The following is a 13,568-nucleotide window of genomic DNA, read 5'->3' as shown; positions in this document are numbered from 1 at the left end:
TTACGGCCTGCTGGAAGGTTCACGAAATAGCGCTAAAACCGCTGGCTTGATGACGCACCGAGACTTCGAAACTCGTGGGAAAACGGATGCGTGATAGCGTGCACCTAGAACGCTATCGTTGTTGCCACCTACACCGAATACCTGGAGCCTTCCGCATGAGAAACGACAATCTCTTTCCCAAGGATCCGCGTTCCGCCGCGGCCGATGTATTGGCAACACTCTCATCGACGAAGTCGCGAGACATTCAGAGCATCCTCACCTCACCAACGGAGCAACTGAAAAAGCTCAACGACATGATCCGCGGCCCGACCTCGCGGGAGGGTTATCGACGCCATATACAAAGTAGCCTTTATACAAGCGTTGACTCTTTGATCCGTGACTTGAACACCCACAGATACGAAGAAATGCTGAACGCCGCCCTTGGGATTGACCGCCACAACGATGTTCAAGCGCTCATCAAACGCGCTCTCGGTCACGCCGACCCCGTTTCGTCTTGGAACGACTTTGCGTCCACGTTCGATCTTGCGCAGAAGACGCAGGCGCTTGCGATCTCGACACTACCTTCTACAGACCCGCTTCAAGATACGCTTCGCCGCCTGGACATCGCCGCGTTGCGTTTCGCGCTGAGAGTCGCGGAACCGCAATCGCCCGACGCGTTCGAAAGCGGTGATACAGCGGGTGTCGCGGCGAATGACGCGGAACTGGAGCCCGCGTGGAAGGAGATAGATCGCAATGCAGAGAGCCTAAATCAGTTGGTCGATCAGCTCCGCTTGGAAAACGAGGGTCCAGCACAGCACCCCCGACCCGACATGATGACGGTGCTGATGCTTATCATCGCACTCGCGGCTCTACTTCAGGATGCCGCTAAAAACGTTCACGACCACCTGGAAGCCAAGAGTTCGGAAGCGCGCTCGGAACAAGATCGAGAGGCTCTGACACGCCACTTCGCCCGGGAGGAAGCCTTGCAGGAGCGCCTCAACGCTGCTCTGGAGCTGCTGGCCGAACGCGTGCCTTCTCCTGGCCCCCGCTACACGGCTGGAGACCGAAGCGTTCGTGTTAAGTCGTCAACGACCGGGGGCGTGATGGTAGGGGTCTTGGCGCCTGGCCAAGAGGTAATCGTAACGGAGCAGCGGGGGCGCTGGGTGCATGTTCGTTTTCAGGTTACGGACAAACAGCATGACGCTGAAGGCTGGGTGCTCAAACACTACCTTCGCCGCGCGCCTAATGCGTTGCAAGGGACGAATTCGCAGTAACCGTGAGGCCTATAGTGTCAGCCAATGGTTGAACACCGCAGTGCCAACTGCGTTCGGCCCTTACAGGTCTTTCTTGGCAATCGTTTCATGCACGCCCCTTTTCCATCAGGTCGGGACGCCGCCTAAGGCTCAGTTCTCTCTTGATTCAATGCTAATACGCGTCCATTGCGTATCGACGCCGCAGCTTTTGACCCACATCTAAGCCACTGGGTTCTCGACCGTTTGCGCGCGCTGGCCGCCGCACGGCCCGAAGCCCATGGCCAACCGACCTATGCGGGTCGCGTGATAGAAACTCCAGCCACCTGCATACGGAAAAATCCACTTCCATTTATTGGGCGGCGATCAGCGCGCCAAAGACGGCGGAGTGGATGTGTCGATCGAGCACTCGCCTGTGGTCGCCTCCTGAGTGATCGCCTCCCCATAGCCCTCATTCGGGACTTGGCTCCCCATCAACGGCCTAAAGCGCCCCCCAATGTGCCTACTTGGCACACTCTCTCGGAAGGGCGTCAAATCTGCGCCGACTGTCTCGGTATGCCTTTGATTGCCCGAGAAAAAACGGCTTGCTGCGCAAATGAAAGTTGCGCATTGTTGACGGGACACCAGCCCGTTCCTGGTCCTACCAGGGCCGCCGGCGCAAGGAGATCGAGTGAAAACGACAAGGAACGCCGTGCTTGCGCCTCACGAGCGACCGAGGCCGAGCGCCATCACCCCCTTCTGGCTGCTGCCATTGGCCCTGGCCGGCCTCACCGCCTGCGCCCAACCCCCCGCCGAGCCAACCCCTGCAACGCCCAAGGAGAACTCCGCCATGACGGCCCCATCGCCTACTGCCTTTGACGCCACCGCCACGCCAGAGCAAGCCGCAGATGCCGCCGCTTCCGCAGCCGACCGAGCTGCGGAAGCAGCCTCCCGCGCGGCGCCTCCGGCAAAGACCGACCGCGCCCCGTCTCCCCCCATCCAGCTGACCCAAGGCCCCGCTCTGGCAACCGAGGAACTGCGAGATCGGGTGCTGAAGCTCATCAAGAGCTTGAAAACTGCCCGAGATACGGAACCGTCCCATGTTGCGCGGGTTTTGGGTGCCCCTCTGGGGCCTGACCCAGAAGATGCAGAGAGCCAGTTGGCCGAAGGCCAGTTGACCGGTGGCGGTCGTTACAGCGTCTCGGTGGATACGCTGTATCCGGGCACGCCAGGCCAGCATGTCGAAATCCATTGGACGCCCGCTGGCTGGAAGGGCGATCCACGGAAACCCGAGAACGCGCTGCCTACCTGCAGCCTGGACTTCCAGCCGCTTAGTGACGACATCGCTGCATTGGGCTACTCACGCTCCAAGAACGCGCCTCACCTGAAGGAAGCTTGGTCGTTCCGAAAGGATGTGCCCGCCAACAACATCACGTTCTACCTAGTCGTGACCCTCTATCGAGCGGTCGATGCCGCAGATCCGAAGGGGCGGCCTTGCGTGCTGTCCGTCGAGATCGACGCGGACGACGCCGAGGTGCGCCATGGCTGAGCCGTTGCCACCGCAACTGCGCACCCTCGTCGACGAGTTCGCCAAACAAAAAGGCCTACCGCCAAACGCCGCCCAGGATGTCGAGGCATCGATCGCGAGTTCCCCTTACCTGGCCAGCGTCATGGTCGACGCCGTCAACCAAAAAACCCTCAGACGCATCGGTGTGAGCGCCGAAAAGCATGAGGGCGGCCATTACGACAAAGAGACCGGCACCATCTTTGTCAGCGCCGAAACCTTCACAGACAAGGATGCCAAGCTCCAGACGCGCATCGACAACATCACCAGCACTCTGGGCCATGAGACGGGTCACGCACTGACCGAGAAAGCACGTTCGGCGGAGATCGACCGACTATCGACCGCCATCGAGATCAAGCTCACAGAGGGCTTAGGCAACGCGTCCAAGGTGGATGTAACCCCGGAAGCAAGACGCTATCTGGACTTCACTCGTAACGACGAAGCACTGTCCGAGCTCATCGGCATGAACTCGGTCGCGAGCCGGATCGCGAGCCAGCCTGGGGGATACAACGAGAAGGAGTTCCTCCGCCGCATGGACGCCTCCACGGGGTGCATTGAGCGAAAAGAAAACGCCAGGCACGCCGAGCTAGCTCCCGGGATCAAACTTTCGGATCATGGGTTTCAGTTCACCGGAAACCGCTTCAAAAGCCCCGCGGTCGAAGCAGTGGCCGCCTGCCACTATGATCAAGGGGCAACACTCGGCCGACATGGCGATTCCAACTATCGCAACTACTACGGCCCGAGCGTGCTGGCCACGATCGCCTCAGTCCACGCCGATGTAGCCAAAGGCACCACGCAAGCAGTTCCGGAGGCCCACATCGATTTGAAGGGCCTGAAGCTGGATCTCGCCCAGATCGAACGAAATGGCGTGGATCTTCCTGGCACGAGCAAGAGCTTCAGCTTTACCGATATCAGTGACGGCAAGCTGGCATGGAAGACGGTCAACGACACCAGCACAGGCGGGCCCAAGCCGGCACCAAAGGATGTTGATATCGAAGCACCGGCAGCGCCCACCGCCTTCCGCGCGGACAGCGCCGGCCACCCTGATCAACCGACCTTCGAGATGTTCCACCGCGCTGCCCAGGCCGATGGCCGTTGGACTCAAACTGAAGCCCGCAACCTGGCCGCCGCCGGGCTCGCGGCGGTGAAGGCCGATCCTACCGTGGGCCAGAACCTCTCAGGAGTGATCATCGGCAAGGGTGCCGATGGCGCACCTAACCTCATTGGGTATGCCTCGCCCCATGGGCCGGCGGGCCCACATCACCATGTCGCGGTGGAGGCCAACGGCGCGGCCCAGATACCTGCAGAGAAGAGCCTGGACCGCGTTGAGCAACTCAATCAACAGCAAGCCCAACAGCAGGCTCAGACACAGACCCAGGCAATGGACGGTCCGAGCCAAGGCGGACCGAAGATGACGCTTTAGCCCCGATAGGGAGCTCGACCTGGCATCTTTTTTGCCGCACACATTTCGGAGTTTTCTGACACCCTACTGAGAGCTTTGATGACTGCGATGAGCCGCGCTGATCTGGATAATGGCGTCACGGTTCGGGCCATTGCACTGTCCGCGGACGGGGCTGGGATGTAGAACTCTCACCAAGCGCCTGATAAGTCAAAGCCCCCGTTTTTCGGGGGCTTTGTTTTGGCCAATGGACCACTGCGACCCGGAAACGGGCTTCACGCCCGGCTGGGTTCAAGGCTTCACCAGAACCAATTCGGCTGGATCAATTCCCTCGGCGATGAATAGCTCTGGGACATCATCCTCAAGGATCCCCTCCAGCAGCAACGCCGCCTTGGCTTGTGCGAAAGCGGTTGCAACGGAAAGGCCAAACCCAATGGCCGAGTAGAACTGCGCGGCAAACACACGTGCGGCGTCATCGCCGACCGCGGTGTTCATCCCAATTGCCGCCGGCACATGCGCCACCACGGCTTCGGCCTGGTCTCGTGAGTAACAGGTATTGAAGAAGACGAGTTGGATGTCGTCCGCCGCGGTCATCATGGTCTGCACGATGGCCTCTTTAGAGACCATCTTGGCATTGCCCGAGCCGTCCTGAAGCACAAGATCACCATCTTCGGAGCCGTGGCCACTGAAATGAACCACCCTCGGCTTGAACTCGTTGAGTGCCTGAAGGATATCGAGCGGGCGCACCGCCCATCGCGATTCGAGCTTCACGGAATCCCGGTGCTCCGACTTACGGATCATCTCGCCGATTGCGCGAACCTCTTCATCCAATCGCAGCTGCTGCTGGTCCAACGGGTTGGCGGCAAGGAACAAGACCCCGATGGTCGCGGGAAGCGCTTGGAGATCCTGGATGCTGCGAAACGCGGCACGATGGAGACGATCGTGCTCTGATAGCCGCCCATTGACCTCAGATCGCGCACGAGCATCCGCTTGTTCTTGCTGCTTCCTCTCTCTGCTCAGCTTCTGCGCGGCCTGCTTCTCAGCATTCCCAAGCTTTACCTGGGCATCGTATTGCTGCTTGCTGGCCCTGGCGATCTTCCCTTCGATATCAGCGATCCGTCGATCATGGCTGACGGCCTTACTATCGTAGCGTTCTGCATCCTTGAGTTTCGTCCTCGCAGTCGATACCGATGATGTTCTAGCGGCACCCGCTCTTGCATCACCGGCTTTCTTTCGCTCAGACGCAGCGTAGGACACCTCGCGCGCCTTTTCGGCCTGCAACTTGCGCACACTGTCCTGATGACGCTCCACTTCCCGTCGATACTGCTCCACGGACATATCGCCTCCCTGTTTTCAAACGCTCGCGATTGAGCCAGCTAGTCGAGGCCACCGATGGCGCTCACACCCCGCTCGTCGACCGAACGACTGCCTTGTGGCCGCATTGGCACCGCTCGCTGGATGCATCTATTTTGGACATCACCCGCCCATCGACAATTCCACTCAGCGTTACTCTCATGGGGCCGCGGCATCGCCGCTTCGAGAGGGTGCGACCGTCCGCAACGCCGACCGGATCTCCAGCCCGTCCTTGGGGAAGACCCGCAGCGACGTGCTATCGATGTCGTAAATCGCGAGTCGCTCATTATTGATGGAGACCAAGTAACCCTGTGCTTCCCGCTTTTCTCCCCGCCAGAGCTCAGAACGGTGCTCAGGCTCCGACGCTGCTATGCGCTTACGCATCTTGTCAGCCCGCTCTTTTCCTGAGGACATCCCCACGCCTGCCGGAGTGACCCCTACGACCAGCAGGGCAACGCCGAAGGCTACGACCATGACCAGTCCCAACACGGATGCGAAGCTCGACACGATCAGCCTTTGGATCCATCGAGGACGGCGACTGAGCCATGTTTTGAAAGGAGGGGACGCTCTCCTCGCCGGCACTTGCGATATCCAGATCGCAATGGTGACCGCGACGAATACGACGGCGATTTTGCCTATCGGTGGCGTGACAAGCAGATTGGCGCCCTGATTCATGACCGCGCCATAGCCCATGATGACGTTCGCCTCAGCCGTCTGCGGCATGAGGTCAGGCTCGATCCCTAGCGCCGCCAGGTAGGTAATATCGTCGGCATGCCCGATCAGGTGTAGACAGAACCCGAGAAGCGTGGCGGCAGTCAGCAGCGCCGGCAGCAGGGCTCCCAAACTAACGATCATGCGCGCAGGCGCCTCTGCGGGCGCTGGATCTGCGGGCGACTTCACCACGGCTTTCTTGGTCATAGGAACTCGAATACGGGAATGAAGCCGGGGCCGGCCATGGGCTTCCCTAGTCCAATACACCCCAGTCGCACAGACTGAGACAGAAACGGCTGGGCTATATTCTGGATTTGTGCCAAATCACCAAACAGCGGTTACAGGCGGCCGCTGTGATCCCGTAAGCCCAGGGCATCCGCCGTGTTGAAGTTGCGCTGGACCTCTTCCAGCTCATCGGCGTGGAGCTTTTGCGCGGCGCGGAACAGCGCCAGGAAGTCCTGGGCGTCCTGCGGATCCAGCCAGCGCCGCCGCAGCGCTTGGTCGGGCCGCAGCCAGACCACATCCAGTTCTTCAATCGCTAGACGTTCAACACTCGACGGAAGCATGACCGCTGGGCCCACCATCTGCGGCTCGGTGCCGCCACACCACATGGCCATGGGCATACGTTCGAGCAGGAATGCCGCGGCCATGCTCCGCCCGCGCGCGCTCTTGGACTGGGTAAGGACCTGAGCCACCGTTTTCATTCGCCAGGCCAAATCCCACTCGGCAACCTCGCCCTTGGTCGCCACCCACTTCTGTCCCCGCTTACGGAAAGGGCTCGCAGGGTCCGGTGCTTTGCGCCGGGCGGGGCCCGTCTTCTTGTCCAAATCCAGCCAGAAGTCCGCTACCCCCGCGAGCAACTCCACCGAGTCAGGCTTGGCATCGATCAAAGCACGCAACTTATCCTTCGTCTCCCACTCGCGCTCAGGCTTCAAGCCACAAGCCAATAGCACCTGCGTGAGCGACTCCTTGTGATACTGAGCTTTGCTGGTGGCCATGGGGTTGATGAAGGTTCGAAGACTGAGTTCGTGGGACGCGGGCACAAAGTTAATCTTGCATGCCCGGAACCGCCCCGGCTTTCTCGAACTATGCATCGGTGACTTTTGCTCACCGGAACCCGCTCTTGCAATAAGACGCCCATCACAAATCAGAAAATTCGTTTTTCTTACATATGTGTAAGAACTCTTACTTATGCGTAATAAGATGTTTTCCATCTTAAATACAACAATAGCGCCTGTATGCACATTTATCCCCCGACCAGCCGTTGATTTCACGCTGAAGACGCTCCGATTTCTGGCACCGACTCAACTCAAGATATTCCGCGCCTCATCCAGCCGCACACCTCGGCTCATTGACGCCACCGCGCTTGACAACGACTCGACCCTATCCATGTTGACCACCTCGCAAAAAACGAGGCTACCGTGGACATCAACACCGCCATCCAACTGTCAGACCCGCAGGCTGGGGATCCTGATGCTGTCGGCTTCACCATCGACACGCTCCAAATCGGTCGAGCGCGACTGCGCGGCATCAAGATCAAGGATCGATACGGCGCAATCAATTTCATCGAGACCGTCATAACACTGCTCGAACGCACCATGCGACGACGCACCGGCAACCATGCGATGTTTCCGGCCGACCTGCCTTATCCCGCTCCCACCCGGCTGCTGTCGCAGGAACTGCGGCTCTACCTAGACGAGTGCAAGCGACGTCGGCTCAGCACCAGCCATCTGCGAAACATCCAGCAAGCCGCGCGCATCTTTCTGGCGTCCTGCGAGGACGTTCCCGTCTCTCAAATCAATCACGAACATATCGTGGCCTTTTGGGATGCTATGCGGTGGTGGCCCTCCACCCGCCTGCTGCGACGTGAATTGCGCGGAATGACCGATCAGCAGATCCTGGCTGAAGGTAGGGCCACCAATACACCGCCGCCGGCTGACTCCACGATCCATTACCGAATGCGGATCATCTCGACCTTCTTCGAACATCTAAAAACGAAGCGCGCGATCTCACATTCACCGTGCGACGCCGTTAACACGAAGGTAGGCGGGGCAAAACGCTCAACAGTGCGCCGATCCTTCACAGACAACGAACTGACTGCCCTGTTCGACCGTCACACCTTCCTCCATTGGGCGACCCTTCCGCACTTGTGGTGGATCCCAATGATCGGCCTATTCACGGGCGCGCGCGTCAACGAGATCGCTCAGCTGAAGGTCAAGGATGTCGAATGCGTTCATGGGATATGGTGCTTTCATATCCGGATTACTACGGATGACGACCGCATCGGAAAAGGCGGCTATGGATCCAGGCAGAAACTGAAATGCAAGTCTTCGGCTCGCATCATCCCGATCGCCCAACCTCTATTGGACGCGGGGCTTCTGGATTTCGTAGAGGACATCAAGCGGCTGCCTCACTCCCGCCTTTTCCCGCACCTTCGCCATCATATCAACCCGAAGACCGACGAACCCGATGGCACGGGCTATGCGCCTGGATTCAGCAGGCAATTCAACCCATACCTGCGACAGTTCGTGCCGGATCGATATCTGTCATTCCATGGCTTCAGATATCTCGTTTCTTCCACATTGCAGCGTAAGGGCGCGGCCTTGCCACTGATCGCTAAGATCACGGGACACACCTTGACCGCGGAAGCGCCTACGCTCGAAAAGTTCTATATCGAGGAGGAACCGGAGGAAATCACACTGAAGAAGATGTCGGCTGCGCTCAGTCTTCTAAGTCCCCCGGTCAGCCTGCCGACGTATACGAAGGGGCAGTTCGCCAGAACGCTGCGTGACCCCAGTAAATTGCATCCTTGAGCTCGGGGGACCGCGTTGCGCTGGCTGGCGGCCTCTTGAAGCTGAAGTAGCTTTAGGTTGTAGCCTATGCCAAGACCATTGGGCTCGAAGCATCCGTGCGACGATCGACCCTAGCGGCCGCCCTTCCCCTTCTTACGACCACGACACAACCGCTTTGCGTCGCGCTTCATGTGAGCGCGCCCTTCCTTGGTGATTTCAGGCGCAACGCGCTCCCACATCGCCATATGCCTCCGAATCTCGGCGACCCAGTGCTTATCCGGGTGCGCCAGTTCAGGATCGCGGCCCCATTGATCCGTCAGGCAAGCTTCCAATTCGCCACGAGGCACATAGAAGGGATTGTCGACGCATACAAGCTCCACTCCATTCTTATTGCGCACCGACTGCAATCGCGGCTTAGTCGTGGTGTCAGACTGCCCCCTCCAATTTCCTTGTGATTTGGGCTCAATTTCCTTAGCCGCAGCGATCGCCTCATCGATCGTATTAGCCTTAACCTCGAACTCGCAGGTGTTCAGAAAGTAGAGTTCATACCTCAGGGTGTAGGTGGGCATGATCAGTCCCCTCTGCTTTTTTCAGAGATATTTTTCGAGCCTTCCAAAGCATGCGAGTACCCTCGCACAGCATGCCGAGCCATAGCGGTCCTCCAATGCTGACAGTCGTTGCCAGCTTCGGCGGAAACTTTCTCAGGACCTGGGAGAAGGCTGTAGAGGAGGCTACGACTCCCCAAGCCGCTGGTCAGGTCGCTTCAATGGCCGCATTGATCGCCACGCGCGTCGCCGGCACATGCCGGAATGCTCGATCGCGGCAGGTCAACACAATCACCTGCATCCGTTCCGAGACTTCATTGAGGATATCGATCATCAGATCCAGCCGGGCATCGTCCGAATAGGCGAACGGGTCGTCCAAGATCAAGGAAACGGGTTGCCCTTGAGCCAGCAAGAGATCGGCAAACGCAATCCGCGTCAACACGGCGAGTTGCTCCTGAGTGCCGTGCGACAGATCCTCGCAGCCCTCACTTACTCCTGCGCGCTTCACGGCCTCCAACTGCAGCTCCTCGGAGAACACCAGTTCGCAGCCCGGCAACAGTCGCTCGATGTAACGCCGGGCCTGCTGGGCCACCGGCCCGACGAACTTCGCGGAGGTTTCGTTGCGCGCCTCGTCGAGCGTGTCGCGTAACAGCTTGATCACCTCTGCGTCCTCGGTGACACGCTCCAGGGCTGCGCGCGCGGCGCCTACTTCATCGCGAGCGGCCGCCTCGCGCTCGGCCAACCCCTTGCCGCCTTCGCTCTCGATTGTGCCACCCAGGCGGGCGATCTCTTTCTCCAACTTGGCACGCCTTTCGGACGCTGCACGCTCGCGCGCGTCGATCGCTTCAATTTTCCGCTTGATTGCGTCCTGGTCATGCACCGTCGCATTCTGCTGGGCTTCTTCCCAACGAACCGCGGCTCCCGCCCGGGCTGTGCGAGCGTCCGCCAGCCCTGTGGCTAAAGTGGCGAACTCCGTTCGGCCTTCAATGCCTCGGATCTCTGTCATGATGTGGGCCAGATCGCTACGTCGCTCCGCCTCAGTGGTGACCAGCGGCGAATGCGCCTCTTCGGCCCGACGCAGGGTGGCCATGGCGCTCTCTTGGATACCCTCTGCCCGAGCCACCGTATCCTCCGCAGCCCTCGCCGTCGCCCTCAGCGCATCGATGTCCGGCGGCTCGCCGCTGCCCCCATCGTCGTCCTGAACCGCGTCTGCCAGGAGCGCCTTCAGTGCATCCGCTCCGGCCGCCAGGCCCAACCGATCATCCGCCGGGGTAGCCGCAGCGATCCGTGCTTGAAGGGTCTGGACTTCGCCCATCGCATCACGTCCGCGGTCGTGGCTGGCGCGAGCGGCCACGACATCGGGGAGCCCCAGGTCGCGTAGCGCCGCCTGCTGCCGCTCCAGGGCCGCGTTGAGCCGCTCCTGAGCGCTTGTGGTGCCAGGCGGAGGCAAGATCACGATCTCAGCGCCGCTCACCTGGATGCGGGTCTCACGCGTGATCGTCCGCTCCTGGGTCCCCAATGGCTCGCCGTCGACCAGCAGCCCCCCAGTGTCCCCCTCGGCCCGGATACGGGTCGCGCCGGCGTCGAGGACGGCCTGGGCCTGGCCAATAGCACGCTCGTTCTCATCCAGCTTCTCCAGCGTCTCCGCGGGGACCATGGTCGCGACCACCGCGCGGGCCGCGGCGAGCTGAGCCTCCAGCGCCAACAGCTCCTGGTGGCGGTTGCGGGCTGCCACCAGAGCGGCCCTGCGCTGGGCCGCCTCTGCCCGCGCTTCGCCCGCTCGAAGCGCGGTATGCGCCTTAAGGCGTTGCGCACGCGCGCCTTCGAGCGCGATGCGCGCCTGCTCAGCACCCCGCTCGGCCTGAGTCAGATCCTCCCGAAGCGCCCCGCGCTGCTCCTGCACCTGAGCAAGGGCCGCTTGGGCTGCGCTCTGGTTCTGGATGGCGTGACGATGGCGCTCGTCCAGATCCTCCAGCGTGCGGACCTTGGAGTCGGCCACCTCATGCTCCGCCTTTCGGGTCGCCAGCACCTGCGCGGCGCTACGGGCTACCTCCAGCGACGCGACCAGGTCTTTCCGGGTCTGCGCATCGGTGTCGTCGGCGATGTCGCGCAGCACGACCTTCAGCTTGGTGCGTTCGGCTTCGAGGTCCGAGAATGCCTGTTCCAGGCCGGCCAAGCGGGTTGCGGCGTCGCTGGCCGCTTTTTCAGCGAGCTCCAGACGATCACGGGCGTCTTTTTGCGGGCCGCGCCTTTGTGCGGTCGGGGTCCAGTATCGGCCGAACTGCTCGTCGACCCCACTGCGAACGCGCTGATAGGCCGGGCCACCCATGATGGAGCCGACCTCGGCCTCCAGGGTCGACCGAATTCGGTCGCGAACGAGCTGTCCGGGCGCTTTGACGGCCAACGCGTCGGTCTGGACGACCCACAACAAGCCGAGCGTTCCGTAGTTCGAACTGTCGCCGGCGCCACGCCCATCTTTCACCGACCCGAGCAAGGTGTGGAGCCGGGTCTCCGCCTCCTCGCCTTGCGCTCGCCCTTGCGGTCCCTCGACCTCGACCATGGGGCTTTTCAGGAAGCGCTTGCTGACCGACCAGCGGTCGCCGCCCACCTGGAACTCCGCCTTGATGGAAGGAGCAACCGCATCCCCGTGCGGCGCATACGATTGGGCCAGTTGGCTTTTGGTCGAATACTTCATGAAAAACGCCGCCCGCAGCGCTTCCAGCAAGGTCGATTTGCCGGTCTCGTTCGGCTCGATCAGGATGTTCAAACCGTCGGTCAGGCCTTCAATCACTACCGGCTGACGGAACTTGCGAAAATTGTCGATGGCGATCCGACGAAGACGCAGGCTCATGCGGCCTCTCCCCGGCTGTATTCGACGAACAACCGCTCCAAGGCACGGCGAGCCAGCACCGCATCGGGTCCGCCTGCCTCGATCCGGGCATTGAGCTTGGCCGCCGCGATGCCCAGGACGCCTTCCATGGACAGCGTCGCCAAGTCCTCCGGGGTGGGGCGCCCCACCAATTCCGATGCATGCACTTCCAGGTAGCGCAGCCGGTGCGCGATCTCGTTCTCCAGCTTGCTGAGGATGCCCGAGCGATCCCCCAGGTTCGTGATACCGCTTAGGGACAGATCGAGGAGCGTGTTCGAAGGATCGAGCGTGCTCATCAGGGCGCCGCACTGGGCATCGAAGTCCGCCAAGTCGTTCACGGCCCAATCGCGCGTGAGCCAACAAAAGCGCCCTGTCTGCACCGAGGTGACCTCCGGCTCGCGCCCTGGCTCCAGATCGACGAGCAACGCCTGTCCCGGCGCATCCCGCTTGAAGCGATCCGTCTCAGGGGTGCCCGAATACCAGGTCCGGGCATCGACCTCCAGCACCCCGTGCCAATCGCCCAGCGCCAGGTAGTCCAGGTTGGAACGACGGGCGCGATCGGGGGCGAGCTGGTTCGGTGCTTCGCCGCGGGACCCGAAATCCCGGATGGAACCGTGGGCCAGGCCGATCCGCAGCCGGGCACCCGGCGTCTCCATCGCATCGAATGCATCAGTGGGGTCATCCAGGTTGAGCCGGTGGGTCAGCGGCGCCGGCAGGAGCCACACTCCCGGCTCAAGCTCGTGAGGCTGGGCTTCCGACAGGACGATGAGGCTATCGCTGGCGCGCTTGCGCACTCGATCCCAGAGCCCGTCGTTACGCACGAAGTCGTGATTGCCCGGCAGCAGCCACCATCGGCACGGGTGGCGCTCCATCCGGGATATCGCTTGAACGATGGTTCGGTCTTCCGGGCCTTCGGTGTCGAAGATGTCGCCAGCAACCAAGACATGCTCGGCGCCGTGCTCGCTGGCCGCCCTTCCGATGGCATCAATCGCTTCGAAACGTGCTTCGGACAGCGCGCTGCGCACCTCCGGTTCAAAGCGCCCGAAAGCCTTACCGAGCTGCCAATCCGCTGTATGAATGAGCTTCATGTCGTCCCTGTCTTGGGCGCCCGTGGATCGCCCTACTTG

Annotated in this window: 10 protein-coding genes; 4 read left to right on the top strand and 6 right to left on the bottom strand. The window is 61.1% G+C overall.

The window, feature by feature from the left end; translation table 11 throughout:
* The first annotated feature begins 155 nt into the window (after window positions 1-155).
* From BLU84_RS07810 to BLU84_RS07800, 3 genes are all read left to right on the top strand, one after another.
* Window positions 156-1,253 carry an SH3 domain-containing protein gene (locus BLU84_RS07810; protein ID WP_170849119.1) on the top strand — a complete coding sequence of 366 codons (1,098 nt, stop codon included), beginning with the start codon at window positions 156-158 and terminating at the stop codon, window positions 1,251-1,253.
* An 805-nt stretch (window positions 1,254-2,058) separates the two neighbouring features.
* Window positions 2,059-2,757 carry a hypothetical protein gene (locus BLU84_RS26235; RefSeq protein WP_139174806.1) on the top strand — a complete coding sequence of 233 codons (699 nt, stop codon included), beginning with the start codon at window positions 2,059-2,061 and terminating at the stop codon, window positions 2,755-2,757.
* A complete protein-coding gene (locus tag BLU84_RS07800; RefSeq protein ID WP_074864864.1) occupies window positions 2,750-4,195 on the top strand; it encodes a hypothetical protein in 1,446 nt (481 codons plus the stop codon). The genes BLU84_RS26235 and BLU84_RS07800 overlap by 8 nt, the downstream gene beginning before the upstream one ends.
* Window positions 4,196-4,462: 267 nt before the next feature.
* On the opposite strand, the gene BLU84_RS07795 is transcribed toward BLU84_RS07800, so the two are convergent.
* The 3 genes from BLU84_RS07795 to BLU84_RS07785 all read right to left on the bottom strand — a co-directional run bounded on the left by BLU84_RS07795 (window position 4,463) and on the right by BLU84_RS07785 (window position 7,233).
* Window positions 4,463-5,509, bottom strand: a complete 1,047-nt coding sequence (locus tag BLU84_RS07795) for a CHAT domain-containing protein (protein ID WP_139174804.1) — start codon at window positions 5,507-5,509, stop codon at window positions 4,463-4,465.
* Window positions 5,510-5,683: 174 nt separating this feature from the next.
* Complete coding sequence (locus BLU84_RS07790; RefSeq protein ID WP_139174802.1) at window positions 5,684-6,442, bottom strand: hypothetical protein; 759 nt, start codon at window positions 6,440-6,442, stop codon at window positions 5,684-5,686.
* A gap of 131 nt (window positions 6,443-6,573) precedes the next feature.
* The gene (locus tag BLU84_RS07785; RefSeq protein WP_074864856.1) at window positions 6,574-7,233 is read right to left on the bottom strand and encodes a hypothetical protein; all 660 of its coding nucleotides are present in this window, start codon (window positions 7,231-7,233) and stop codon (window positions 6,574-6,576) included.
* Window positions 7,234-7,656: 423 nt separating this feature from the next.
* On the opposite strand from BLU84_RS07785, the gene BLU84_RS07780 reads away from it, so the two are divergent.
* Complete coding sequence (locus BLU84_RS07780) at window positions 7,657-9,048, top strand: site-specific integrase (protein WP_074864852.1); 1,392 nt, start codon at window positions 7,657-7,659, stop codon at window positions 9,046-9,048.
* A 110-nt stretch (window positions 9,049-9,158) separates the two neighbouring features.
* On the opposite strand, the gene BLU84_RS26230 is transcribed toward BLU84_RS07780, so the two are convergent.
* The 3 genes from BLU84_RS26230 to BLU84_RS07770 form a co-directional block, all read right to left on the bottom strand.
* Window positions 9,159-9,596 carry a hypothetical protein gene (locus BLU84_RS26230; protein ID WP_096413446.1) on the bottom strand — a complete coding sequence of 146 codons (438 nt, stop codon included), beginning with the start codon at window positions 9,594-9,596 and terminating at the stop codon, window positions 9,159-9,161.
* Window positions 9,597-9,780: 184 nt separating this feature from the next.
* Complete coding sequence (locus BLU84_RS07775) at window positions 9,781-12,423, bottom strand: AAA family ATPase (RefSeq protein WP_074864849.1); 2,643 nt, start codon at window positions 12,421-12,423, stop codon at window positions 9,781-9,783.
* Window positions 12,420-13,529 carry a metallophosphoesterase family protein gene (locus BLU84_RS07770; protein WP_074864846.1) on the bottom strand — a complete coding sequence of 370 codons (1,110 nt, stop codon included), beginning with the start codon at window positions 13,527-13,529 and terminating at the stop codon, window positions 12,420-12,422. Before BLU84_RS07770 ends, BLU84_RS07775 begins: the two co-directional genes overlap by 4 nt.
* Window positions 13,530-13,568: the final 39 nt, after the last annotated feature.

The sequence above is a fragment of the Lysobacter enzymogenes genome, from assembly GCF_900106525.1.
GTDB classification, from domain to species: Bacteria; Pseudomonadota; Gammaproteobacteria; order Xanthomonadales; family Xanthomonadaceae; genus Lysobacter; species Lysobacter enzymogenes.
Note: the sequence above shows the minus strand (reverse complement) of the source record. Positions and strands in the feature narration are given on the sequence as shown.

What these genes read in the sequence shown, in the direction of transcription:
- BLU84_RS07790 (WP_139174802.1), bottom strand. Translation starts at nt 6,442, where the DNA reads ATGACCAAGAAAGCCGTGGTGAAGTCGCCCGCAGATCCAGCGCCCGCA.
- BLU84_RS07785 (WP_074864856.1), bottom strand. Translation starts at nt 7,233, where the DNA reads ATGGCCACCAGCAAAGCTCAGTATCACAAGGAGTCGCTCACGCAGGTG.
- BLU84_RS07775 (WP_074864849.1), bottom strand. Translation starts at nt 12,423, where the DNA reads ATGAGCCTGCGTCTTCGTCGGATCGCCATCGACAATTTTCGCAAGTTC.
- BLU84_RS07770 (WP_074864846.1), bottom strand. Translation starts at nt 13,529, where the DNA reads ATGAAGCTCATTCATACAGCGGATTGGCAGCTCGGTAAGGCTTTCGGG.
- BLU84_RS07810 (WP_170849119.1), top strand. Translation starts at nt 156, where the DNA reads ATGAGAAACGACAATCTCTTTCCCAAGGATCCGCGTTCCGCCGCGGCC.
- BLU84_RS26230 (WP_096413446.1), bottom strand. Translation starts at nt 9,596, where the DNA reads ATGCCCACCTACACCCTGAGGTATGAACTCTACTTTCTGAACACCTGC.
- BLU84_RS26235 (WP_139174806.1), top strand. Translation starts at nt 2,059, where the DNA reads ATGACGGCCCCATCGCCTACTGCCTTTGACGCCACCGCCACGCCAGAG.
- BLU84_RS07795 (WP_139174804.1), bottom strand. Translation starts at nt 5,509, where the DNA reads ATGTCCGTGGAGCAGTATCGACGGGAAGTGGAGCGTCATCAGGACAGT.
- BLU84_RS07800 (WP_074864864.1), top strand. Translation starts at nt 2,750, where the DNA reads ATGGCTGAGCCGTTGCCACCGCAACTGCGCACCCTCGTCGACGAGTTC.